The organism is Bacillus thuringiensis (assembly GCF_001182785.1).
GTDB lineage: Bacteria > Bacillota > Bacilli > Bacillales > Bacillaceae_G > Bacillus_A > Bacillus_A thuringiensis_S.
In genome coordinates this window covers 2,004,549-2,025,499 of the sequence record NZ_CP012099.1, presented here as the reverse complement: position 1 = coordinate 2,025,499, position 20,951 = coordinate 2,004,549, and the positions used below count along the sequence as shown (strand labels likewise).

Genomic DNA, 20,951 nt, shown 5'->3' with positions numbered 1-20,951 from the left:
CTACTTATTCCCCAAGCACCTTCTCAATCTCAACCTCTAAATCTACCGGCTTCGTTTGCGGTGCAAAACGCCCTACTACTTTCCCGTCTTTTCCAATTAGAAACTTCGTAAAATTCCATTTCACTGCTTTCATACCGAGTAAACCTGGTACTTGTTCTGTCATGTATGTATATAGAGGATGAGCCTTATCACCTTTCACATCAACCTTTGCAAACATCGGGAAGTTTACACCGTAGTTTAATTCACAAAAACTAGTAATGTCCGCTTCTGTACCTGGTTCTTGTCCCCCGAATTGGTTACAAGGAAATCCGAGTATTTCGAGTCCTTGGTCTTTATATTTATCATATACCTCTTGTAATCCTTTATATTGTGGTGTGAAACCACATTTGCTAGCTACATTGACAATAAGAAGTGCTTTTCCTTCGTAATCTTTTAACGATTTTTCTTCACCTGTAATTGTTTTAGCTGAAAAATCATAAACTGTCATTGTCTTTGCCCCTCTCTTCACTATCATTCTATGTTTATACTATACTACATTCGTGAATATACAGCTCTTATTACGTACTTATAAGTTGTAATGATAACGCTTTATTTCTGTTCGAAAATTCGACACAAACTACTAGACTTTTATGATGGAAAGTTTTACAATTGAAATGTGAACAAAATGTGACAGTTTATATTCCATTATAAAAGAAAAGGATGGTGTTCATTATGAAAACTGCACAACATGAAACGATTTCAAATCGCGAGTTTTATTTCGTACTATATATGATGTTATTGTATGTTACTGGCTGGGTAATCGATGTAAATGGTTTATTCTTAAGCTCCTACTTTAATTTAGCAGGAGAGATTATGCTTCCATTAGTAGGCGGGATTGTTGGACTGTTCATTATGTCTATTAATAAACAACAAACGAAATAATAATATTACAAAAAGGCAGAAGACGAGCTTCGTTTTCTGCCTTTTTTCTATTTTAGCGTATAATAAAAACATGCAGTATATAAGGAGTGGTAACTATGAAAAAAGTAGAGCAATTATCTTCTCACCTATATCTTATTGATGATTTCGATTTACAGCATAATGAACGAACAGGTACGTACGTTTTATTAGGTGACGATATTACTTTAATTGAAACTTGTGCAGCCCCTTCTCTTCCGTATATTTTAGACGGCTTACAACAATTACATATTGATTTAAACGATGTTAAAAACATTATCGTTACACATGTGCATTTAGATCACGCTGGAGCAGCTGGTTTAATGATGGAAAAGTGCCCAAATGCTACGTTATATGTGCATTCTCGTGGTGCTCGTCATATGATTGATCCAACAAAACTTATTTTAGGTGCAAAAGCTGTCTACAAAGAAGATTTCGATAAACTCTTTGATCCAATTCTTCCAATTGAAGAAGAACGTGTTCATATTGTACAACATGGTGATACGTTAAAAATTGCAAAAGACCGCACCCTTACATTTTATGATACACCAGGACATGCGAAGCACCATATTAGCATTCACGATTCATTAACAAACGGGATTTTTACTGGCGATACGATTGGAATTTATTATAGAGAACTCGCAGACGTTGATGTAGAGTTATATCTACCATCAACGTCCCCTTCACAATTCCAACCAGATGCGATGATTACTTCTAAAAATCACATTCAAAGTATGAATATAGATACTATTTATTTCGGTCATTACGGCGCATCCTCTCATGTTACAGAAGTATATAGTCAACTGGAATATTGGCTACCTATTTTCGTTCATACTGGTAAGGAAGTCTTTGAAAAGTATAATGATTTCGATGAAGCAACTAAAGCTTTACAAACTTTGTTAATGGATAAAATCTCTTCTCATCTTACAAAGTTAAACGTTCCATCAGATCATTCCGTTTATAATATTTTACATCTAGATATAGAAATTAGCGCAATGGGCATTATTGATTATTTCACGAAGCAAGAAAAAGCAAACTCCACTATTAACTAACAGTAAAAGAAGAGATATACAACAGTAGTTATTGTATATCTCTTCTTTTTTGAATATATTTTGAGTAAAGGATGGTGGAATATAATGCAAAAATTGATGCTATACCTCTGCTTCACATTATTTATCGTCTTATTATTATTTGTCGGAGTGAAAATTCAATTTTATTTAGATACAGACGCTCAAGTGAACTTTAACGTTTATCCAAGATTATTCTACTTTACACTCTTCCCTCTTATAGTTGGTATTTTATTACGATTCCTTCAATCTGTTAATCGCGAAACGAGTAAACAAAACTGGAGCTTTCAACCGGATAAGTTTATCGCTATTACAGTGCCTACACTATTCATTTCCTTTTCCCCTGCACTACTCTTTTCACCACTTGGCGAATACCTACCTTATTTAGCTAATGTTATTCTTATAAATACAACTTTTGTTACGATAATTAGTTTAATAGCTGGTTATTCACTTTTAGATTGTTTTATACAAAAGGACAATGCAACGATGAAAAAATATAATTGAATGCTCTATTTTCTTTTAATAAAGAAAGCTCAAAGCTAAAGCTTTGAGCTTTTTTACTTATCTCACCTTTTCATCTACATATTCCATAAACTGCTCCGCTTTAATAAATCTTTCTTTGTACGCCTCAGGTACTTCTTCTATTTTTATTGCACCAGTTGATTTTGTCTTCACTCGTACTATTTCATGTGTCATTAAAGCTTCCATATAGCGATCAAACTCTTCTTGCGTTAATACTTCTTTACTAGATTTATGACCATTTAATTTATCAAAGTATGGTTGAAGGCCCATACTTATCTTTTTCATTTCTTCTCTTTTTGCTGGTGATAATCCATCATAATCTATATTACCGTTCGAATCTCCGTACGCAAGCTTTGCATTTGTTAATTTTTTTAGTTCTTTTGTAAACTCCTCATATTCCTTCGTGCCCATTTCATCTTTCGCTTCTGATAACTTTGCATTAAAACGCATATACGCTTCTAACGTCATCGCTCCGGCGTGTTTTTTTAAATTCTCAAAAGATCCGTATATACCATCCGCCATAATAGATTGATATGCAAAACCGGTCGTAGGGATTAAAAATGCTGCTGCAAGCACTCCGGCGATAAGACGTTTCTTCACCTTACTTCCCCCGCGATTCATTTTGATTTGAACAATTACTTTTTCTTTTAACCCCGGCGGGGCAACAATCCCCTTCGCTTCTTCTCGTATAGATTCTCTAACTCTACAATCTAAACTCATTTCACATTCCCTACCTCTCCTAAAAAGATTTCTTCTACTTGCTCTTTTTGACGTAGTTTCTTTAATGCCGCATGAATTCTAGATTTCACAGTACCAATTGGAATATGTAATATTTGTGCTACTTCTTCTTGTGAATAATCGTGTAAATATCTTAAGATAATAACTTGTTTTAATTTATACGGTAATTTATGAATGAGTTCGATTAGTTTTTGGTTTGATATTTTACTTACAACATCGTTAGAAAAATCAATTTGTACTGGTTTTCTTTGCTCTTCTGCTTTTTTCATAATTCGTAGTCGCATCCACCTCTTTCTTCTATAAGAGTGAATTTGTTTAATCGCAAGCCCAATTAGCCAAGGGCGAAATGGCTTCTCACTGTCATATTTACGAAGCGATTCATATAGCTGTATGTATACTTCTTGAACGACATCATCTACATCTGTTTTATCTTCTATTAAAAAATGTGCTGTTTTATATACTTCTTGAATCGTTACATCATACAATTCGCTATATGCTTCTTTATTTCCTGATAAAGTTAATCGAATTAAATGTGCGTAATCTATTTCACCCTTCATATTCCAGCCCTCCTTTGTCTTACACTATATATTGGCAAGTAATTCATATTTCGTTCGATTTTTCCGAAATTTTTTTATATAAATTAATATAATGATCCAATGAGTTCATAAGCTTCACTTATAACCACGCATAACTATTATATAATTTTCCAATTTCTGATAAAGATTTAAAATGATTTATATAGTCAAATTTAGGAGGATATATGATGAAAGCTATCGTTGTAACGTCGTTCGGTGGTCCTGAAGTGATGAAATATACAGATGTGGATATGCCGACTATTTCAGAAGAGCAAGTTTTAATTCGTGTTGTTGCTACTAGTGTAAATTTCGCTGATATTAAATCACGTTATGGCAAAAAAGGAAATAAAGCACTACCTTTTATTCCAGGTATAGATGCCACTGGTATTGTAGAACGTGTCGGTTCTCAAGTTAAAAATATTCACCCTGGACAACGTGTCATTGCTTTTCCTCAAAATGGATCCTACGCAGAGTACGTTGTTTCAAATGAAAATCTCACTTTCGTTTTACCCCATGAAGTCGACTTTCAAACTGCAGCTGCTTGTCCGATCGTATCTTTCACAAGCTATAATTTACTTGCCAATGTAGCAAGACTTCAACAAGGTGAATCTGTTCTAATTCATGCAGCCGCTGGAGGAATTGGTACTACTGCGATTCAACTCGCAAAATTATTAGGGGCTAAAAAAGTAATCGGGACTGTAGGAAGTGTAGCAAAAAAAGAAATTGCTTTAGATGCTGGAGCTGATTATGTTATTTGTCATCAAGATGAAAATTTTGTAGAGAAAGTCAATGAGCTGACAAACGGTGAAGGGGTCGATGTAATTTTAGATTCTATTTCTGGAACTGTCTCTGAAAGAAGTTTAAACTGCCTTGCTTATTACGGTCGCCTCGTTCATTTCGGTAATGCTAGTGGTGAAATTGGTAACTTTCAAACGAAAGATTTACATGCAAGTTGCCGCTCTATACTCGGTTTTAGCTTTGGGACCACTCGAAAAAAGCGTCCTGAACTGCTCCAAGAAACTGCAAATGAAGTTTTCCGTTATTTACATGACGGACGTTTACAAATTAAGGCTACGAAATCTTTTCCACTTCAAGATGCAGGGAAAGCACATGAATGGGTCGAAAGTAGAAAAAGTACAGGGAAAGTAATACTAACTGTTCAGTCTTCTTCCTGAAATGAATACTTGAAACAGAGGTGGCATTCATGGGATCACGAATTATGCATGTTATTATCGCTAACGGTATTGCTGAGAAACTATCTATTCAAGATAAAACTTCTTTCTTACTTGGAGGGGTAGCCCCTGATGCGGTTCATTCAGCAGAAGAAAAAGGAACTTCACACTTTTACGCTGGTACGACGAAAAACTATACGAGAAGGATAGATTTCAATTCTTTTTTTCAAAAATATAAAGTTCATATGGATTCCCCTTTTCTCTTAGGTTATTACACCCATCTCATTGCCGATGATAATTGGCTAAGTGGCTTTTTTCTACCATGGCTAAAAAATAGAATAGAGAATGACGAAACCATCGCACCCCTGTACTATAACGATTTTAAACTGTTAAATGCAAAGTTGCTTCATCATTACGATCAAGAACAACAGCTCTTCTCTATTCTCAATCAAGAGGCTCACATTGTGGATATTGAAGAGGTTTCTAAAGAAAACGTTTTAGCTTTTCGAAAGTATCTTTTTGAAGATATGTTGTATCCCGAGCAACATTTGCATGAAGCCTTACAGGTGTTTACGTTTAATCAAATTGTCGGTTACATTGAAACTGCTATTGAAAAAGGTGCATTTTTTATTACACAACTCTCTCATGAAAAATCCACTTCAAAGATTTAATCCCCCTCAATATATTTGAGGGGGATTTTCACATAGCAATATTATTATTGGTTCTTCTCCATAACCGCAAAATAATTCCCTTCACTATCAGCAAAGTTAAACACTTTACCAGAAGGCATAGTTACCATTTCTCCAACAGTAACATTTTTATTTTTTAAACCTGCATATAATTGATCCAGATTTTCTGAGAAGAACATTAAGGACGGTGTACCAAGATTTAATTCTGGGCTCATTTTCGAAATAACTTCTTTATTATGTAATATAATGCTCGTTTCAGCACCGTTAGTTGGAGCAATTTCAATCCATCTCATTCCTTGCTTGTTATCTTCCTCTGCTACTACATGAAACCCTACCTTTTCCGTCCAAAAATTTACTGCCTCATCTTGATTATTTACATATAACATAATTTGTCCTACTTTATGAATCATTTGTATTCCTCCTATTGTTTTTTTACATTCTATGTAGCTTTCTACAGCTGGTATCGTTATTCCTTTTGAGTTGATATGTACTTCTTTGCAAAATTTATCGACTGACTCATCCCATCCAGTTCGTCAAAATAATTGTTTCTTTCAATCATGTTATATCCGTCGAATCCAATTTCATCTAATACTTTGAAGAATATATCGAAATCCACTTCACCATTTCCTACTGCTACTTCTATATACTTACTTGAACTATTACTTTTCACTTCTTTACAATCTTTAATATGAGTTTGTACTATATAATCTTTTAATAGTAATAAACCTTCTAACGGATTTTCATTTACATCACTTATTAAATTTGCTGGGTCAAAGTTAACAGCTAGTCCTTTCGAGTTTGCATTTTCTAAAAATCGTTTTAATACTATTGCTTTTTCAGATCCTGTCTCAATAGCAAAGACTCCCCCAAATTTGAATGCTAATTCTCCTATCTCATAACAAACCCGTATCATTTTATCATAGCACTCACTTTTTTCATCATCTGGAACTTTCCCAATATGAGCTGTTATGATCTTTGCTCCCAGCTCCAAACCTCTGTCAGTAATATATTTAATCTGATTTATTGTACTGTCAACTTCTGTTCCTGTAATTCCATTTTCTCCAAAACTAATTGCTAATGATGGAATCTTTATTCCATTAAAAGATAAGCTTTTCTTTAAAGCAGTCCATTCTACCACTGGAATATTAGCTAAGTTGAAGTTTTTATTCATAGCATATAATTGAATATATTCTAAATCCCATTCCCTTGCTTTTTGTATTCCTTCGTTTACTTCAATATGTTTCGTATTCAAAAACATTCCTAATTTCCTATCCATATATGAACCTTCTTTTTATCATTTCGCATCAGTTTAATATTCGACTTTTTTTATATTACTTCCTTGAACATATGTTGATTAAAAAAGTGATAATAGATACATTTCAATAATCATTAATAAAACTCCTTGTATTATTCAATTGCAAATAAAAAAGACGTAACTACAAATAGTTACGCCTTCTCCATCATTTATCTAGGCTTTTTCTTCCCAGTAAATGCTGGTTTCTTTTTCTTTGGTGCTGGTGGCTTCGATTCTACAAATGTTCCTTTGAACATTTCTTGCTTCGTAAATACGATGCCTAGTTTTTTCGCAAATTGTAGTAATTTGCGCTCTTCTTGTGGAGTTACAAGAGATACGACAGTTCCTTCTTTACCCATACGTCCAGTACGTCCTGAGCGGTGAATGTATTGGTCTACTGTGTCTGGTAATTCTAAGTGAATTACATGTGTTAAATCATCAATATCAATACCGCGTGCTGCAATATCAGTAGCAAGTAGGATTTCTAATTTTCCACCGCGGAAAGCACGCATCGTTGCTTCACGCTCTTGTTTACTTGCTTCTGCATGAAGAGCCGCTGCTTTCATTTTACGGAATTTCAATTTCTGAGTAATTTCATCTAAACGGAATGGATCGTTTAAGAAAGCAACTGCTTTTACATCGCCCATATGCATAATTCTTCTTACGTAATCATTTTTTTCGCGTCGCTCACAAATGATATACGTATGCTCAACTAAGCTTTTTGATTCTGCACGTGTTACACGTACTAATTGTGGTTCAACTGCTAAATCACGTGCCGCATCTTCTGCCGCTTTTGTCATTGTCGCCGAGAAGAATACTAATTGACGATCGCGCATCGTTGATTTAATTACATCTTGCACTGCACCCATCATTTTTTGCTTTACAATTTGATCAAACTCATCAAATACAATTGTTTTTACTTCATGCATTTTTAGCTTTTTCATACGAATTAATTCTAAGATACGGCCTGGTGAACCGACAATTACTCTTGGGTGTTTCTTTAATTTTTCAACTTGGCGCTTAATATCTGCACCACCAATTAAAGATGCACCTGAAATTTCAGTTCCTGCTGTAAATTTTTGAACCTCTTCATGAATTTGCATTACAAGTTCACGCGTTGGAGCTAAAATAACAACTTGTGGCTGTTTTACTTCAGGATTAATTTTATGTAAAAGGGGGAATAAGTACGCTAATGTTTTTCCTGTTCCAGTTGGAGATTCAGCTATAACGTCTTGTCCTTCTAAAATAGTTGGAATCGCTTGTTTTTGAATTTCAGTTAATTCTTTAAAACCAGCCTTCTCCCAAGCTTCTTGTAAAAATGGTTGCATATCTTTTATCATTTGTTTTTCTCCTTTATCTCTATTTTTGAAGAAAATGCTGTATTGTTCGCACCGTTTCTATCATGTGTGAAATAACAGCTATTAAATCATCAACATGGTCTTCTGTAATCGCTTTTTGAAATAGAACCTCTACCTTATTATGATATGAAATCGCTTGCTTATTATATTCGTATGAAACTTTCTGCATAATCATTCTTTCTTTTCCCCATATAGAACGCATTAAAGTTTCAATTTCTTCGCATCCTACTTCTGGTTGTTCTAACGGGAATGAAAATGCTAGCTTCATTTCACAACCTGGTGTAAACTGAGGCACTTCTAGTATTTCACCAGACAAGTTCTTTGCATCCACAGATAATGAAAATGTTGCTTCTACTAATGGTTCGAACGGTTCTGTTAATTGAAATGAGATATGATATATACGACTTAATGAGGCAAGGTCCATCATATCTTTTCGATCTGTTACAAGAATATCTCCATGTAGATCAAAATCATACACAGCACCTTCTACGATTACTTTTAAATTGTCAAAAGCAGTTGGATCAAACATAATTTCCTCCAAAAAACAGGCGCCTTTCGATGGAAAGGCGCCACTTGATGTATATATAGTTTACAGATAAACGAGATGAATTACAACCTTTTAGAATAAACCTACTGCTTTTCCATCTTCATTTACATCCATTTGAAGTGCTGCTGGTTGTTTTGGAAGACCTGGCATTGTTAACATTGTACCTGTTAACGCAACGATAAAGCCTGCACCGATAGATGGTTTTAACTCACGAATTGTAACGATAAAGTCAGATGGACGACCTAATTTTGTTGCATCGTCAGAAAGAGAGTATTGTGTTTTCGCCATACAAACTGGTAGGTTACTCCAACCTTCTCCTTCATATTGAGCTAATTGCTTACGTGCTTTCGGAGCAAATTCAATATCTTTTGCGCCATACACTTTTTGAGCAATTGTACGAATTTTTTCTTCTAATGGTAATTCTAATTCATAAAGTGGTGCGTAGTTGTTTTCACCTTTTTCGATTTCTTTTAGTACTTTTTCAGCAAGGTCAACTCCGCCTTGGCCACCCTTCTCCCAAACTTCTGTTAAGGATACTGCATAGCCACGCTCATTACACCACTCTTGTAAGTATGTAACTTCTGCATCTGTATCTGTAATGAATTTATTAATTGCAATTACGAAAGGCACACCAAAGCTTTGAATTGTTTCAACATGCTTCTGTAAGTTTTCCATACCTTTTGCTAATGCATCTACATTTTCTTCTTTTAATTGATCTTTTGCTACGCCGCCATGCATTTTAAGCGCACGAATCGTCGCAACAATAACAACTGCTTCTGGTTTAATGCCAGCTGCACGAGCTTTAATATCTAAAAACTTCTCAGCGCCTAAATCAGCACCGAATCCAGCTTCTGTAATAACATAATCACCTAATTTTGCTGCCATTGTCGTAGCGATAACACTGTTACAACCGTGAGCAATATTCGCAAATGGTCCGCCATGAATAATAGCTGGTGTATTTTCTAATGTTTGTACTAAGTTTGGTTTTAATGCGTCTTTTAATAATAGCGTTAACGCACCTTCTACACCTAAATCTTTAACCGTTACAGGTTGATTTGCAAAGTTATAAGCAACTACGATGCGAGATAGACGCGCTTTTAAGTCTTGAATATCTGTTGCAAGGCAGAATACGGCCATAATTTCAGATGCTACTGTAATGTCAAAACCGTCTTCACGTGGTACACCTTGTACAGGTCCACCAAGACCAATTACTACGTTACGAAGGGCACGATCATTTAAGTCAACACAGCGTTTCCAAACAATTTTACGCGTATCAATTCCAAGTGTGTTTCCTTGTTGGATATGATTATCAATAAACGCTGCTAATGCGTTATTGGCAGTTGTGATTGCATGGATATCTCCAGTAAAGTGAAGGTTAATGTCTTCCATTGGTACGACTTGTGAAAAACCGCCACCTGCTGCTCCACCTTTTAATCCCATCGTCGGTCCAAGAGATGGTTCACGAAGTGCAATTACTGTTTTCTTACCAATTTTGTTAAAAGCTTGACCTAAACCAACAGTTACTGTTGATTTACCTTCTCCAGCTGGAGTTGGGTTAATTGCTGTTACTAAAACAACTTTACCGTCTTTCTCATCTTGTAAGCGCTTAAAAATATCAAGAGATAACTTACCTTTATAATGCCCGTATGGCTCTAATTCATCTTCTAAAATATTTAAATCAGCTGCAATTTCTTGAATCTTCTTCATACTCGCTTCTTGTGCGATTTCAATATCGGATTTTACTGTTGTAGTAGTTGTCATATACCCTAGTCCCCCTTTAATTGGTTCTGATGATATTGTATCAGTTTTTTGTATTTTCTGCACTTATTTACCTCCTAAAAATTCTTTCATTTCTTTATACGTTTTTTAACATAAATACCCATAAGAATGTTAACGATTGTTGTAACTCTGTAGGTAGTTGACCTAACATCTTCTCATTTACTCCGCGCTTATATACGCCGATGCCATCTATAACTTTAAAACCTTGTTCTTTCGCTAACTGTTCAAATTCCCAAGGCATCATCGTATTACAAACAACGTCTTTTCCATACAAGCGAGGATAACTGTTCTCTCGTGGCTTTGCTGTCGGTCCTAAAATTGCAATACATGCATATCCATCTTTCTTTAACACACGCTTTATTTCATTTAACGCTCGTAATGGCTCTTCCGTCCATTCTAAAGAATTAATTGCCATAATTGATTCAAATTGCTCATTTTCAAATGGTAATGCAGAAAGATCTCCTTTTATAAAAGATAAATTTGGTCCTTCTCCGCGCTCCTTCCCTTTTTGAATCATTACTTCCGATAAATCTACTCCCACTGCTTTATAGCCCGCTCGACTTAATTTATATGTACCGTATCCATCACCACAACCAACATCGAGCACTTGAGCTTCCTTCTTCACATACTGTTCAAAAAACGGAATAATTGTACTCCTACTCCCGCTGTCCCACATTTCCTGACTATTTTGATTCCAAAACTCCGCACTACTATCCCATTTCTTCTCTGCTGATTCATGCCAATTAAATGTTGTCATACATTCCCCTACCTTCACGTATTATCATTCATTTCATTCTACATCATTTTCCAAAATTCCTGTTTTATCCCGCTTTCAGTAAGACACCTACCTCAAAATTCAATGGATGCGGACCAGTTAATGGGAGAGAACTGCTCATAAAAATCCAATTGTTGTTGGCTGATAATCAGTCGTGATGTAAAAAACCCACACTTTATCTTCAATAGGAGATGGATATGTTAACGATGGAATGCGTATTCTCCAATTTTTGCTTTACTTGGGTTTAACTCATACTCATGCTCTTCTCATTTTGAAAGATACTATAGATACACCCAATTGAAAGAGAGGGATGTACATGCGAAGAAAGAGAAATCATCATTTTAAAAGTGGTGAAAAAAACGAAGAGTATGCCGCTGAAATATCACCAGCTGGCATTCCAATTAGACATAAGCGTAAAGAAATTGCAAATGAGATAGAAGGTACAAATACCGGCGCAATGGTAGGCTATGTCGCTTTATTTCTTTCGTTATTCTCCATTGCTTTTTATCCAGTTACGCTCGGCTCCCTAGCAATTTTAGTTGGCTTATTAGCTGTCAATTTCGGAGCAAGAACACTTGGATATACAGCAATTGGTTTTGGTAGTTTTTCTGTTTTATTTACTTTACTTTATCCGCTTGCTTTGTCAGCGTTTTAAAAAAACACACCAAGTTATACTTGGTGTGTTCATTCATGATACAACATAATATGACCGCATCCACAACAATGTTTCGCTGTAATTTCTTGAAAAACGGGATAATTTTCTTCATCTCGATGCTCAATAAATACTTTTTCAAATCGATACATGTTTGGTGCATATGCCCAATCTTGTTTCGTACGTGCATATAACGTTGAGGAAAAAAACTCCTCACCACCGCAAACGATACATGTGTTCTTCATCGCTATCCCTCCTATGCTTGTCTTACTTCATCTATATGAACATAAGCATAAAAAAAAGACCTTCTATTACTAGAAAGTCTTCTCTGAAACAAAAAGAAATGTACCAAACATTCCTACTCCGCTATATTCTTTTGAAACGCCAGCTTCTGTTTTAAATGTTTGCTTTACAGTCATAAAGAATACACCATTTCGTGCATCTGTACTTTCAAATTGTAGTTTTTCTTTTTTACCATCTACATTTTGCGTGCATTCAAAACTACTCTCATTACAATTCAACGCATACTTATCCTCTACATACACTTTAAAATCTGATTCTTTCGGACAAGTTATAAGTAATATTGCCACGAGAATAATACTTACAATACCCACAATTGTATAATATTTCTTCATTTGTACTCCTTTCAAATGACAAGAAAACTTGACTTCATGCGCCAAGTTTTCTTAGTCAACAACCCATTGCCACTCTTGTTCTTTCTTATCAAAAATGAGCCAACCTGTTTCTGTTGCTTGTTCTTTCAATTCATCAATGTTATCTAGTACCTCATCCGTACTTTCATACGAACCAACTACATATACCGGAATTTCAAGACCTCTTCTTGACTCAATTTTTCCTGCTAGATCAATGTAAAGACCATCTTCCATTAGTGGAATAAGTCCCATGATCAATTCTTTTGAAATTGCTGGGAAAATTTTTGATTTTTGGAAGAAAGAAAAACGTTTCTTACCGAAAGCACCGAGTTTATACGGAATGACTTTACTTAACATTCCTACAAAGTCAGCAATTCTACGATAATACACTTTGTTGTACCAGCCGTCATCATGTGAAAAATAAACAAATCTATTTTTCAGTAACGGAAAGAATGTTCTTGCAAGTGGTTCTTTTTTGTGAGCCAAATATAATAATTCTGCAATTTCCTTCGGCTCTAATTCATCTAAATCGCTTGCATCATCAAAATCTACCCAACAAAATTCATCAAATTCATCAATCTCTGCTTGAATTAACTTATGTATATTTTCTTCCTCAACATATTCAAATAAAGTATGATAATGAAAATCCGTCCATTCAAAGTTATGCTTCAAAAGCAACACTTGATGAAGCGGTGAAGGGATGTTACTCGCAAACTCTTTAAACGTAATTCCTGATGTAATAAAACAATGACCTCGACGATTACCATTAATATATATCATATTCTTTACTTGGTCAGATCCTCCAGACAAAGCACCTAGCCACCTTCGTTTTATATGTTTCAATTCTATAGCATATTTTAACATGAAAAATTTTAGAAACATAGAAAAAACTTCAAAAACTATTTACAATTTCATGTGTTTTATTACATAGTGATTACAAGAAAAAACGCCTGCTCATAAGCAGGCGTTTTTAAAGGATTTCATCAGGGTTTTGAGGATGATGATTTCCCTCTTTCTTTTCTTCTTTTTGGAACATCGATTGAATTTTATCAATTGTTTGTGGAGCTAATTCAATCATTTTTTCTGCTAAATGTGTCGCATTTTGTAAATGAAGAATATTTACTCCATCTTTATTCACCACAAGAAATGCTACTGGTGTAATCGAAACACCACCCGCGCTACCGCCACCAAATGCAGGGTTACCGTTCGCTCTTTGTCCATCATTCGTTTGGAAATCAGAACCTCCTGCTCCAAAACCGAACGCTACTTTAGAAACCGTTAACACCACACCACCGTCAGCCGTTTGAACAGGCTCTCCAACAATCGTATTTACATCAACCATTTCTTTTAAATTTTCCATTGCTGCTTTCATTAACCCTTGAATTGGATGATCCACCGTTCATAACCTCCTTTGTCATATCTTTCCTAGTTTTTCCGAAAGTTTGTGAACTAAACATAAAATTTTATATTGATTTCAAAAAACTTAAGTTGTAATATTTAGAAAAATAAAAAAAGAGGTCGATTCGTTATGATGCGAAAATTAACAAAGAAAGATCATGAACAAGTATTCGCTTACCTAAAAGAAGAAGCAGCCATTAACTTGTTTATTATTGGAGATATTGAAGCTTTCGGTTATGACACAGATTTTCAAGAATTATGGGGAGTATTTAAAGAGAATGGGACATTAAAATCAATTCTACTCCGATTCCACGATTCATTTATACCATATAGTAAAGAAGACTTTGTTACCCTTGATTATGAGGCACTTCTTTCCGCATATAAACCGCTTAAACTCTCTGGCAAGTCAACTATTGTAGAAAGGTTTGAAACTTCTCCAAGTCTACAATTAGGCGCCAAAAATGAAATGTATTTTTGCGAATGTCTAAATGACAACAACTTACCTAGCACGCCTATCCAAGAAACAATTAAACTTGCCACACTAGATGATGTAGAGCGAATTATGCAATTGCGAGGTAACATTGCTGAATTTCCAGTTGCTAATGAATCAGAGAAAATATTAAGACAAGCTCTCAAAACAAATACAGGACGCACATATTATATTGAAAAAGACGGTGCTATTATTGCATCCGCCTCTACTTCCGCTGAAAATTCATTATCCGCTATGGTAGTTGGCGTATGTACACATCCGAATTATCGCGGAAGCGGATACGCTTCGCTCATATTACAAAAAATGATTCAAGACTTTATAAATGAAGGCCGAACGCTTTGTTTGTTTTATAACAATCCAGCTGCTGGGCGAATTTATAAACGATTAGGGTTTAAAGATATTGGGATGTGGACGATGTATCGATAATAAAAAGCCGATTTGAAATCGGCTTTTTATACATACTGTTCTATTCCAGCTTCAAAAGCTTTTTTATCATTATTTAGAACACCAAATAATGCTTCTTGAAGAGCAAATGTACTTTTGTAAAAATACATTCGTTCCCTTACTGCTTCTAAATTAGGATAATGTGCTGCAAATAGTTGTAAAAACTCTCCTCCATAACTAGCTAATATACCTGCAAAATCATAAGCAGGATCTCCAATGCTCGCACCACCAAAATCTATGACCCCTGAAATATCCTTTTTTGTTGCACTATATAAGATGTTTGTCATGCCAAAATCCCCATGAACAAGACTCGATGTAAAATTAAAATGGCTCTCTTCATTTAAATACGTTTCAAAAGATAATGAAACTTCTTTTTTTGCCTCTTCTCTCATGTATGGATAAACATAATCTTTTAATTGACTATATAAACTATTTGTTTCTGCATATATATCAGCACTATCATTTTGCATAATACCTTCAAATGTGGATAACGGAATTTCATGCAATTCTTTTAAAAATCCCGCCAATGTGCACGCAAGTTTCTGTAATTGCTTTTCATCATTTATTCCCGTAAAAGTATTTTTCCAAAACGGTTCCCCTTCAATCATTTCATATCCTGCAAATACTTTTCCTGGCACTTCATCTTGCAATCTTTGATAACTTGGATCAGGAATTTGGATCGTAATAAATGGTCGTATTTTCTCCAGTAACTTTGTTTCTACTCGAAGTTTTTGAATACCTTTTTCATATTTCGGAAAACGAAATACTATATTATCATTTATAATTAAAACATCATTATTTTGGCCAATTTCATTTACATGTGCCGATTTTATTTGTAGTTCAGGATACACACTTTGTAAATACGCTACATACTCATTTTCTTTTCTCATGCTTTCGCGCTTCCCTCATTCAGACTATTATACTCACTTCAAAGTCATAATTACCTGCCTTTCAACAAACCCAAACTCTTCGTACATCTCTTTTGCAAAATTCCCAGCAAATACATTCAACCGAATTTCTGAATACTTCTCCTTTAATTCCTTAATACCAGCTTCCATCAGTTCTCGCGATAATCCTCTCCCGCGATATTTTGTGAAAACGTACAATTCATATATAAACCCAAGTTTTTCACGAGAAAAATAGTCTGTATTTTCCCCTATTAATATCCATCCCATTACTTTATTTTCTTCTTTAATAATTAAATAGTATGCTCCTTTTTCTACAATCGGCTTTGTAATTTCAATCGCTTTCTCGGTACTTAATTGACAATTGCCTCTCGTCCCTTCAAAAAGCGATTGAGCCGCACATTTTAATATTTCATTGGTATCTTCTTGATTCGCCTTAATTATCATTTTTACAACTCCCCTTGAATAATAGGCATTACTATCGCTTGTTCAAGATTCTCCGCTTCCATAACAATTGCTGTTAATCCGTGTTCTGTACTTGTTTCATGGAGCTCTCCCTTTTCCCAAAACACAGCTTGTCCCGCCTCTATCTTTATCTTTTCTTTATTTACCCCACATACATATCCAGCTCCTTCCACAATAAGAAGCAGTTGAGATACAACTGCTTCATGATTACCGATGATTCCATTCTCGTGTAAATGCATAGCACCGATATGTATATTTCCTCGATGGTTTAATATTTTCGACATGATGAAATTAGATTGAAATACTGATAGGTGCTTTCCTACTTTTTCACTAAAATCAAAAATTTTCATTACTAGTTCTCCTTATACGTATAAAACCATCCTTACTGTCTGCATCATATGTCCTTCAAAGTCTTCTTCAAATTGCTCTAATTCAGCAAAACCTTTCGCTTCATAAAAGCGTTTTCCTTTTTCATTTGCTGCTTCTACATGTATGTACAATTTCCGTATCCCATTTAATGCTTTAATTCCTTTTTGTAATAAAGCACTTCCGATCCCTTTTCCTTGCTGATCTGGTAACAAATAAATCGCACCTAATTCCGCTTCATTTTGTAGTCTAACAGGTGAAAAGTTCGCAAACCCTATTACTTCTCCTTCTTCTTCCGCAACGAATAAATGCGTATTTTTAAGACGATATTTCATTTTTTCATCAGAATATGCCTCGTCTAAAAAACTGTCTTGAATTTCTCTTGGAATAATGCCTTCATATGTATCATGCCAAGCTATTTTTGCTACTGATTGTACAGCATGAATATCTTCTTGCTTCATTTCTCTAATTATATATGTCATCTCGATGTCTCCATTCTCTTTAAATTATATTCTGCTAATATACTAGAAGAAATGGCAGAACCATTTTCATAATTCACCTTAATTAATTTTAATTTCTCAATTGAAGCTGTTACAAAATCAAATTTCTCATAAATATATTCCATTACACTTAAAAACTGCTTTGTCTGTAATCTATTTGCAATTGTACAATGCGGTACCCATTTTCCCGGTACGTAATATGAATTTGGGTTGTCATGAAAAGTTTTAAAATAATCATGATAAGAATGATGAAGTTTTAACAATTCATTGGTAACAGTCGGCGCTAGAAAGACCGTTCCATTAGTAGGAAAAATTCCAACAGAAGGAAAAGTTACTACATCCATATTTTCTTGAATAGCTACAAACTCCCCTAGTTTCTCCGTATACAAATGAACAGCTACCTCATTATAATCAGCTAACATAATATGAGGTTCTACTCCAGCTAGTTGATTTGTTCCAATTACATTTGTTAATTCATTTTGCAGTTCTGTAATTTTATTAGTAAACACACGATCAAATGTAGCAATAATAGCGTACAATCTTTCTCACCCCTTCGTTACACATAGCGCTTCCCATTCTTCACGAATCATGCCCATTCGAATAGAATCATAGTATGTTCCGTTATAATAACGACACTTTCGCATTCTACCTTCTAAGCTCATTCCTATTTTCTCCGCTACTTTCATCATTCGTTCATTACCAGACCAAGTCGTGAGCCCTACTCTACCAATTTCCATCTTTTCAAATAATAAATCTCGATATAACGTTAACGCTTCTGTACCGTATCCACCATTCCAGTAAGTTGGATTATAAATAACAATTCCCATCTCCAACCAACGCGTCGGTTTATGCTCCCAATAAAATCCGACCGTCCCTATAATTTGACCGTTATTTTCTATAATTAAATTTGACAGTGGTTCTTCTTGCAAACGAGTTTGCACCTTCTCTTTATAGGAAGAGTATTCTTGCATTGAGAACGGGAAATATGGCGCATCCCATTTCTTCCATTCTGGACTTTCTTCTTTAAATATGATATTCCATAATGTTTTTATATCTGATTCTTCTATTGTACGAATTGTAACTTTCTTCCCCTTTAATACAACGTTTTGCATAATTCCCTCCTGCATTCCTCTTTATTTCATATATAATTATAATATTTTTTCAGAAAAATCAAAACTAATATCATATATTATATTGTATAATTTTGTTATTAGATACCAATTATTGATTTAGAAAGCTGGTGATTCAGTGAATAATCGATTTAGTATTGCTTTATTTCTTACTATTATTATGACAAATATTATTCTCTATTTCTTCTTACCATTAAGTATCGTTACGAAATGGGACTTTAATGGAACGCCTACATCAACAATGGATAAAAGCACTTTTGTAATCGTAAATATAATTATATGTTCCTTCTTATTCTTTGTATTTTTAGCTTTATCTAAAGCAGCGAGTAACCAGAAATTTCTCCATTGGATCGGCAACACAATGTTACTATTCTTATTTTTTGTCGATATTGTCATCGCCCTCATCGCTCTTGGCTTTTCACTTCCTCTTGATCATTTCATATTTTTAGCATTAGGGCTTTTATTTATATTAATAGGTTATTTCAGTTCCAAAATTGATACGACTAAATCAACCGTTTCATTAGAATGGAATGATAAGCACCTTGAAAAAAGAGCTTCAAATATTAGTAGTATTTCAATGATGATAGCAGGTATTTTTTTAGCGATACTTCCTTTTATCTTTTCTGCTCCCTATAGAGGTTATGCTATACTAGCAATTCTTTTAGGAATGACGCTTATCATTCTGCCGAGTACGATTTATTTACTTATTAAAGACAGCAAGCAATCTACCCCTTTAAAAAAATAGGAGGTTATATCCCTCCTATTTCAGCTTAATGTTTTATTTTTCACTTTTTCTATCTCAACTAAAATCCCTTTCTCTATCCAACCCTCTACGCCATCTTTTTTAATTAAATCATATCCTGAACAGCTATCATCAATGAGAGAAACGATATCTCCCTTCCTAACGCTTATTTGCGCACAAGAAATATCGGTTTTCACTGTATATTCACCTGACTCAAGTTGTTTCATATATTCATTTTTTACAGTGAGTAATTTATTTGTTTCCTTTTGCTTACATATTGTGTAATCTTGCATCTTCTCGATAGGCTCTATGTAATAATACGGATATGTCACTCCGCCCTGCATTTCTGAATTCGCATTAAAATCCGCTATTACTTCGTACTCTGGAAAATAGTCTACATATGTATAAGAAAACGTATCGCCGGTTTGTTTCCTCTGAATAATAAATACGTTTAATTGCCCTGCTTCTTTAATTGCATTTCCTCCATCAATTGCAATAATTTTTTTCTCCTTATCAATAACTGGATTGTTAGACGGTGCTTCTTCAGAATAGTTCACGACAGGCCAATGACCAACTATTACATACTTATTTGCTTTATGTGATTTATTAAAAAACTGTGGCATTGCTATCGCATTTTTGCGCTCTGTTTCTTTCCAATCTACTCTATCTTCTAGACCGGCATGCACAAAAATATAATCTTCTGTTTCAATCGCTGTCGGCAACTCCGTTAGCCAATGTATTTCTTGTGAAAATTCACTTAGCAATGCTTCTCTCACTTCACGAATTGAAGTGCCTTTATGAGCTGAAAAATCCAATTGCTCTAGCCATTCATTAAAAATCGAATGCTTTCTCGTACATAAATAATTAATAAGACGAGGATTTTCATTTAGAAGAGCATCAACTAAAACTTCACAATTCCCTTCAACAACGTGAACATTTGAATTGTTCTTTACAAGATTCATAACGTAGTTTACTACGCCTACGCTATCTCGTCCTTTCTCGCAAAGATCTCCATTAATAATTAAATAATCTTCATCTTTAAAGTTAACTTTATGTAGTGCTTCTTTTAAAAGATTTAATTCTCCATGAATATCAGATATGACGATAACTCTAGCATCATTAGGGATTGATAGTTTCTTTATTTTCTTCAAGTATAAGCGCTCCAATCATTCTCTTTATTAAATTAAAACAATTCGACAAAATACACTATATAACCTTTTCAAATACATATACCATAACTTACAACCTATTTACCGTTCAATAATAACTTAATAAATAAGAAGAAGCTGTTCCCAACTTTTGCGGGACAGCTTCTTCCTATTATTTATAATTCTTTATGAAAAGAATAACTCACTTTATCATACCCTTCTCTTTCATAAAAACGATGAGCATCAATTCTTGGAAATGCTGATGTGAGGACGATAGATTCACATCCGTTTTCCTTTCCCCAGTTCTCTATATACGAAAGTAATACATTTCCATGTCCTTTTGAACGATGTGCGTCTGCTGTTACAAGGTCATATACGAAAACGTGCTTCTTATTATAAAAGTTCGTACAAATCGCTACACCTGCAAGGCTAACAACTTCATCCTCCTCATTACGCAGCGAAAATAGTTTATAATTTTCTTCTTTCATATTTCGAAATAAAGAGCTTGTTTCCTCTTTTGAAAGTTTCGTTCTTAATTGCTGTAAAACAGGTAATACTTCATGTAATTGCTCTTCTGTTACTACTTCTTTAACATTCATTTTTAAC

Annotated in this window: 29 protein-coding genes; 8 read left to right on the top strand and 21 right to left on the bottom strand. The window is 34.5% G+C overall.

What is annotated here, in order from left to right:
* Nucleotides 1-4: 4 nt before the first annotated feature.
* Nucleotides 5-487 (bottom strand): glutathione peroxidase, encoded by a 483-nt coding sequence (gene bsaA / locus AC241_RS10650; RefSeq protein ID WP_016081889.1) that lies wholly within the window; start codon nucleotides 485-487, stop codon nucleotides 5-7.
* Nucleotides 488-711: 224 nt separating this feature from the next.
* Between bsaA and AC241_RS10645 the strand changes: the two genes are divergently transcribed.
* The 3 genes from AC241_RS10645 to AC241_RS10635 all read left to right on the top strand — a co-directional run bounded on the left by AC241_RS10645 (nucleotide 712) and on the right by AC241_RS10635 (nucleotide 2,507).
* On the top strand, nucleotides 712-921 hold the full coding sequence (locus tag AC241_RS10645) for a DUF3925 domain-containing protein (RefSeq protein ID WP_000844984.1): 210 nt from the start codon (nucleotides 712-714) through the stop codon (nucleotides 919-921).
* A gap of 95 nt (nucleotides 922-1,016) precedes the next feature.
* Nucleotides 1,017-1,988, top strand: coding sequence for an MBL fold metallo-hydrolase (locus AC241_RS10640; protein WP_050843380.1), 972 nt, complete (start codon nucleotides 1,017-1,019; stop codon nucleotides 1,986-1,988).
* Nucleotides 1,989-2,072: 84 nt separating this feature from the next.
* The gene (locus AC241_RS10635; protein ID WP_050843377.1) at nucleotides 2,073-2,507 is read left to right on the top strand and encodes a hypothetical protein; all 435 of its coding nucleotides are present in this window, start codon (nucleotides 2,073-2,075) and stop codon (nucleotides 2,505-2,507) included.
* A 57-nt stretch (nucleotides 2,508-2,564) separates the two neighbouring features.
* Here the strand turns inward: AC241_RS10635 and AC241_RS10630 are convergent, their stop codons facing one another.
* Together AC241_RS10630 and AC241_RS10625 are read right to left on the bottom strand one after the other, a co-directional pair.
* Complete coding sequence (locus tag AC241_RS10630) at nucleotides 2,565-3,245, bottom strand: DUF3600 domain-containing protein (RefSeq protein WP_050843375.1); 681 nt, start codon at nucleotides 3,243-3,245, stop codon at nucleotides 2,565-2,567.
* Complete coding sequence (locus tag AC241_RS10625; protein WP_050843373.1) at nucleotides 3,242-3,820, bottom strand: sigma-70 family RNA polymerase sigma factor; 579 nt, start codon at nucleotides 3,818-3,820, stop codon at nucleotides 3,242-3,244. The genes AC241_RS10630 and AC241_RS10625 overlap by 4 nt, the downstream gene beginning before the upstream one ends.
* Before the next feature lie 206 nt (nucleotides 3,821-4,026).
* Between AC241_RS10625 and AC241_RS10620 the strand changes: the two genes are divergently transcribed.
* Both AC241_RS10620 and AC241_RS10615 read left to right on the top strand, forming a co-directional pair.
* On the top strand, nucleotides 4,027-5,013 hold the full coding sequence (locus AC241_RS10620; RefSeq protein WP_050843371.1) for a quinone oxidoreductase family protein: 987 nt from the start codon (nucleotides 4,027-4,029) through the stop codon (nucleotides 5,011-5,013).
* Between the two features lie 29 nt (nucleotides 5,014-5,042).
* Nucleotides 5,043-5,681 (top strand): zinc dependent phospholipase C family protein, encoded by a 639-nt coding sequence (locus AC241_RS10615; RefSeq protein WP_050843369.1) that lies wholly within the window; start codon nucleotides 5,043-5,045, stop codon nucleotides 5,679-5,681.
* 44 nt (nucleotides 5,682-5,725) lie between these two features.
* Here the strand turns inward: AC241_RS10615 and AC241_RS10610 are convergent, their stop codons facing one another.
* From AC241_RS10610 to AC241_RS10585, 6 genes are all read right to left on the bottom strand, one after another.
* Nucleotides 5,726-6,109 carry a VOC family protein gene (locus AC241_RS10610; protein WP_000581475.1) on the bottom strand — a complete coding sequence of 128 codons (384 nt, stop codon included), beginning with the start codon at nucleotides 6,107-6,109 and terminating at the stop codon, nucleotides 5,726-5,728.
* 56 nt (nucleotides 6,110-6,165) lie between these two features.
* Nucleotides 6,166-6,975 carry a sugar phosphate isomerase/epimerase family protein gene (locus AC241_RS10605; RefSeq protein WP_050843367.1) on the bottom strand — a complete coding sequence of 270 codons (810 nt, stop codon included), beginning with the start codon at nucleotides 6,973-6,975 and terminating at the stop codon, nucleotides 6,166-6,168.
* A gap of 188 nt (nucleotides 6,976-7,163) precedes the next feature.
* Entirely contained in the window at nucleotides 7,164-8,333 is a 1,170-nt protein-coding gene (locus AC241_RS10600; RefSeq protein WP_050843365.1) for a DEAD/DEAH box helicase, read from the bottom strand.
* Nucleotides 8,334-8,352: 19 nt separating this feature from the next.
* A complete protein-coding gene (locus AC241_RS10595) occupies nucleotides 8,353-8,880 on the bottom strand; it encodes a hypothetical protein (protein WP_000460216.1) in 528 nt (175 codons plus the stop codon).
* 90 nt (nucleotides 8,881-8,970) lie between these two features.
* Nucleotides 8,971-10,659 carry a formate--tetrahydrofolate ligase gene (locus AC241_RS10590; RefSeq protein WP_014482011.1) on the bottom strand — a complete coding sequence of 563 codons (1,689 nt, stop codon included), beginning with the start codon at nucleotides 10,657-10,659 and terminating at the stop codon, nucleotides 8,971-8,973.
* 94 nt (nucleotides 10,660-10,753) lie between these two features.
* The gene (locus tag AC241_RS10585) at nucleotides 10,754-11,434 is read right to left on the bottom strand and encodes a class I SAM-dependent methyltransferase (RefSeq protein WP_050843363.1); all 681 of its coding nucleotides are present in this window, start codon (nucleotides 11,432-11,434) and stop codon (nucleotides 10,754-10,756) included.
* Nucleotides 11,435-11,768: 334 nt separating this feature from the next.
* Between AC241_RS10585 and AC241_RS10580 the strand changes: the two genes are divergently transcribed.
* Entirely contained in the window at nucleotides 11,769-12,107 is a 339-nt protein-coding gene (locus tag AC241_RS10580) for a hypothetical protein (RefSeq protein ID WP_001253201.1), read from the top strand.
* A 29-nt stretch (nucleotides 12,108-12,136) separates the two neighbouring features.
* Here the strand turns inward: AC241_RS10580 and AC241_RS10575 are convergent, their stop codons facing one another.
* The 4 genes from AC241_RS10575 to ytfJ form a co-directional block, all read right to left on the bottom strand.
* A complete protein-coding gene (locus AC241_RS10575) occupies nucleotides 12,137-12,349 on the bottom strand; it encodes a hypothetical protein (RefSeq protein ID WP_000798747.1) in 213 nt (70 codons plus the stop codon).
* Nucleotides 12,350-12,418: 69 nt separating this feature from the next.
* Complete coding sequence (locus tag AC241_RS10570) at nucleotides 12,419-12,739, bottom strand: hypothetical protein (RefSeq protein ID WP_000761184.1); 321 nt, start codon at nucleotides 12,737-12,739, stop codon at nucleotides 12,419-12,421.
* Nucleotides 12,740-12,790: 51 nt separating this feature from the next.
* Nucleotides 12,791-13,567, bottom strand: coding sequence for a hypothetical protein (locus tag AC241_RS10565; RefSeq protein ID WP_000014088.1), 777 nt, complete (start codon nucleotides 13,565-13,567; stop codon nucleotides 12,791-12,793).
* Between the two features lie 160 nt (nucleotides 13,568-13,727).
* Entirely contained in the window at nucleotides 13,728-14,153 is a 426-nt protein-coding gene (gene ytfJ / locus AC241_RS10560; protein ID WP_000349991.1) for a GerW family sporulation protein, read from the bottom strand.
* Between the two features lie 132 nt (nucleotides 14,154-14,285).
* Here ytfJ and AC241_RS10555 point away from each other — a divergent pair, with 132 nt between their 5' ends.
* Complete coding sequence (locus AC241_RS10555; protein ID WP_050843361.1) at nucleotides 14,286-15,071, top strand: GNAT family N-acetyltransferase; 786 nt, start codon at nucleotides 14,286-14,288, stop codon at nucleotides 15,069-15,071.
* Between the two features lie 26 nt (nucleotides 15,072-15,097).
* Here the strand turns inward: AC241_RS10555 and AC241_RS10550 are convergent, their stop codons facing one another.
* Genes AC241_RS10550 through AC241_RS10525 form a run of 6 tightly spaced genes read right to left on the bottom strand, consistent with a single transcriptional unit; the run spans nucleotide 15,098 to nucleotide 18,437 of the window.
* Nucleotides 15,098-15,979, bottom strand: a complete 882-nt coding sequence (locus tag AC241_RS10550; protein WP_050843359.1) for a phosphotransferase family protein — start codon at nucleotides 15,977-15,979, stop codon at nucleotides 15,098-15,100.
* Between the two features lie 33 nt (nucleotides 15,980-16,012).
* Nucleotides 16,013-16,441: a GNAT family N-acetyltransferase gene (locus AC241_RS10545; RefSeq protein ID WP_050843357.1), complete on the bottom strand. Its 429-nt coding sequence runs from the start codon at nucleotides 16,439-16,441 to the stop codon at nucleotides 16,013-16,015.
* 2 nt (nucleotides 16,442-16,443) lie between these two features.
* Nucleotides 16,444-16,809 carry a cupin domain-containing protein gene (locus AC241_RS10540; RefSeq protein ID WP_000688076.1) on the bottom strand — a complete coding sequence of 122 codons (366 nt, stop codon included), beginning with the start codon at nucleotides 16,807-16,809 and terminating at the stop codon, nucleotides 16,444-16,446.
* Nucleotides 16,810-16,821: 12 nt separating this feature from the next.
* Nucleotides 16,822-17,307: a GNAT family N-acetyltransferase gene (locus tag AC241_RS10535; protein WP_000221048.1), complete on the bottom strand. Its 486-nt coding sequence runs from the start codon at nucleotides 17,305-17,307 to the stop codon at nucleotides 16,822-16,824.
* Nucleotides 17,304-17,864: a 2'-5' RNA ligase family protein gene (locus AC241_RS10530; protein WP_048565041.1), complete on the bottom strand. Its 561-nt coding sequence runs from the start codon at nucleotides 17,862-17,864 to the stop codon at nucleotides 17,304-17,306. The genes AC241_RS10535 and AC241_RS10530 overlap by 4 nt, the downstream gene beginning before the upstream one ends.
* Nucleotides 17,865-17,870: 6 nt before the next feature.
* On the bottom strand, nucleotides 17,871-18,437 hold the full coding sequence (locus AC241_RS10525) for a GNAT family N-acetyltransferase (RefSeq protein WP_016122367.1): 567 nt from the start codon (nucleotides 18,435-18,437) through the stop codon (nucleotides 17,871-17,873).
* 136 nt (nucleotides 18,438-18,573) lie between these two features.
* Here AC241_RS10525 and AC241_RS10520 point away from each other — a divergent pair, with 136 nt between their 5' ends.
* Nucleotides 18,574-19,200 carry a DUF1648 domain-containing protein gene (locus AC241_RS10520; RefSeq protein ID WP_048565042.1) on the top strand — a complete coding sequence of 209 codons (627 nt, stop codon included), beginning with the start codon at nucleotides 18,574-18,576 and terminating at the stop codon, nucleotides 19,198-19,200.
* A 20-nt stretch (nucleotides 19,201-19,220) separates the two neighbouring features.
* Here the strand turns inward: AC241_RS10520 and AC241_RS10515 are convergent, their stop codons facing one another.
* The gene (locus AC241_RS10515) at nucleotides 19,221-20,348 is read right to left on the bottom strand and encodes a metallophosphoesterase (protein ID WP_050843355.1); all 1,128 of its coding nucleotides are present in this window, start codon (nucleotides 20,346-20,348) and stop codon (nucleotides 19,221-19,223) included.
* A gap of 173 nt (nucleotides 20,349-20,521) precedes the next feature.
* On the bottom strand, nucleotides 20,522-20,944 hold the full coding sequence (locus AC241_RS10510) for a GNAT family N-acetyltransferase (protein ID WP_016081922.1): 423 nt from the start codon (nucleotides 20,942-20,944) through the stop codon (nucleotides 20,522-20,524).
* Between the last annotated feature and the right edge of the window lie 7 nt (nucleotides 20,945-20,951).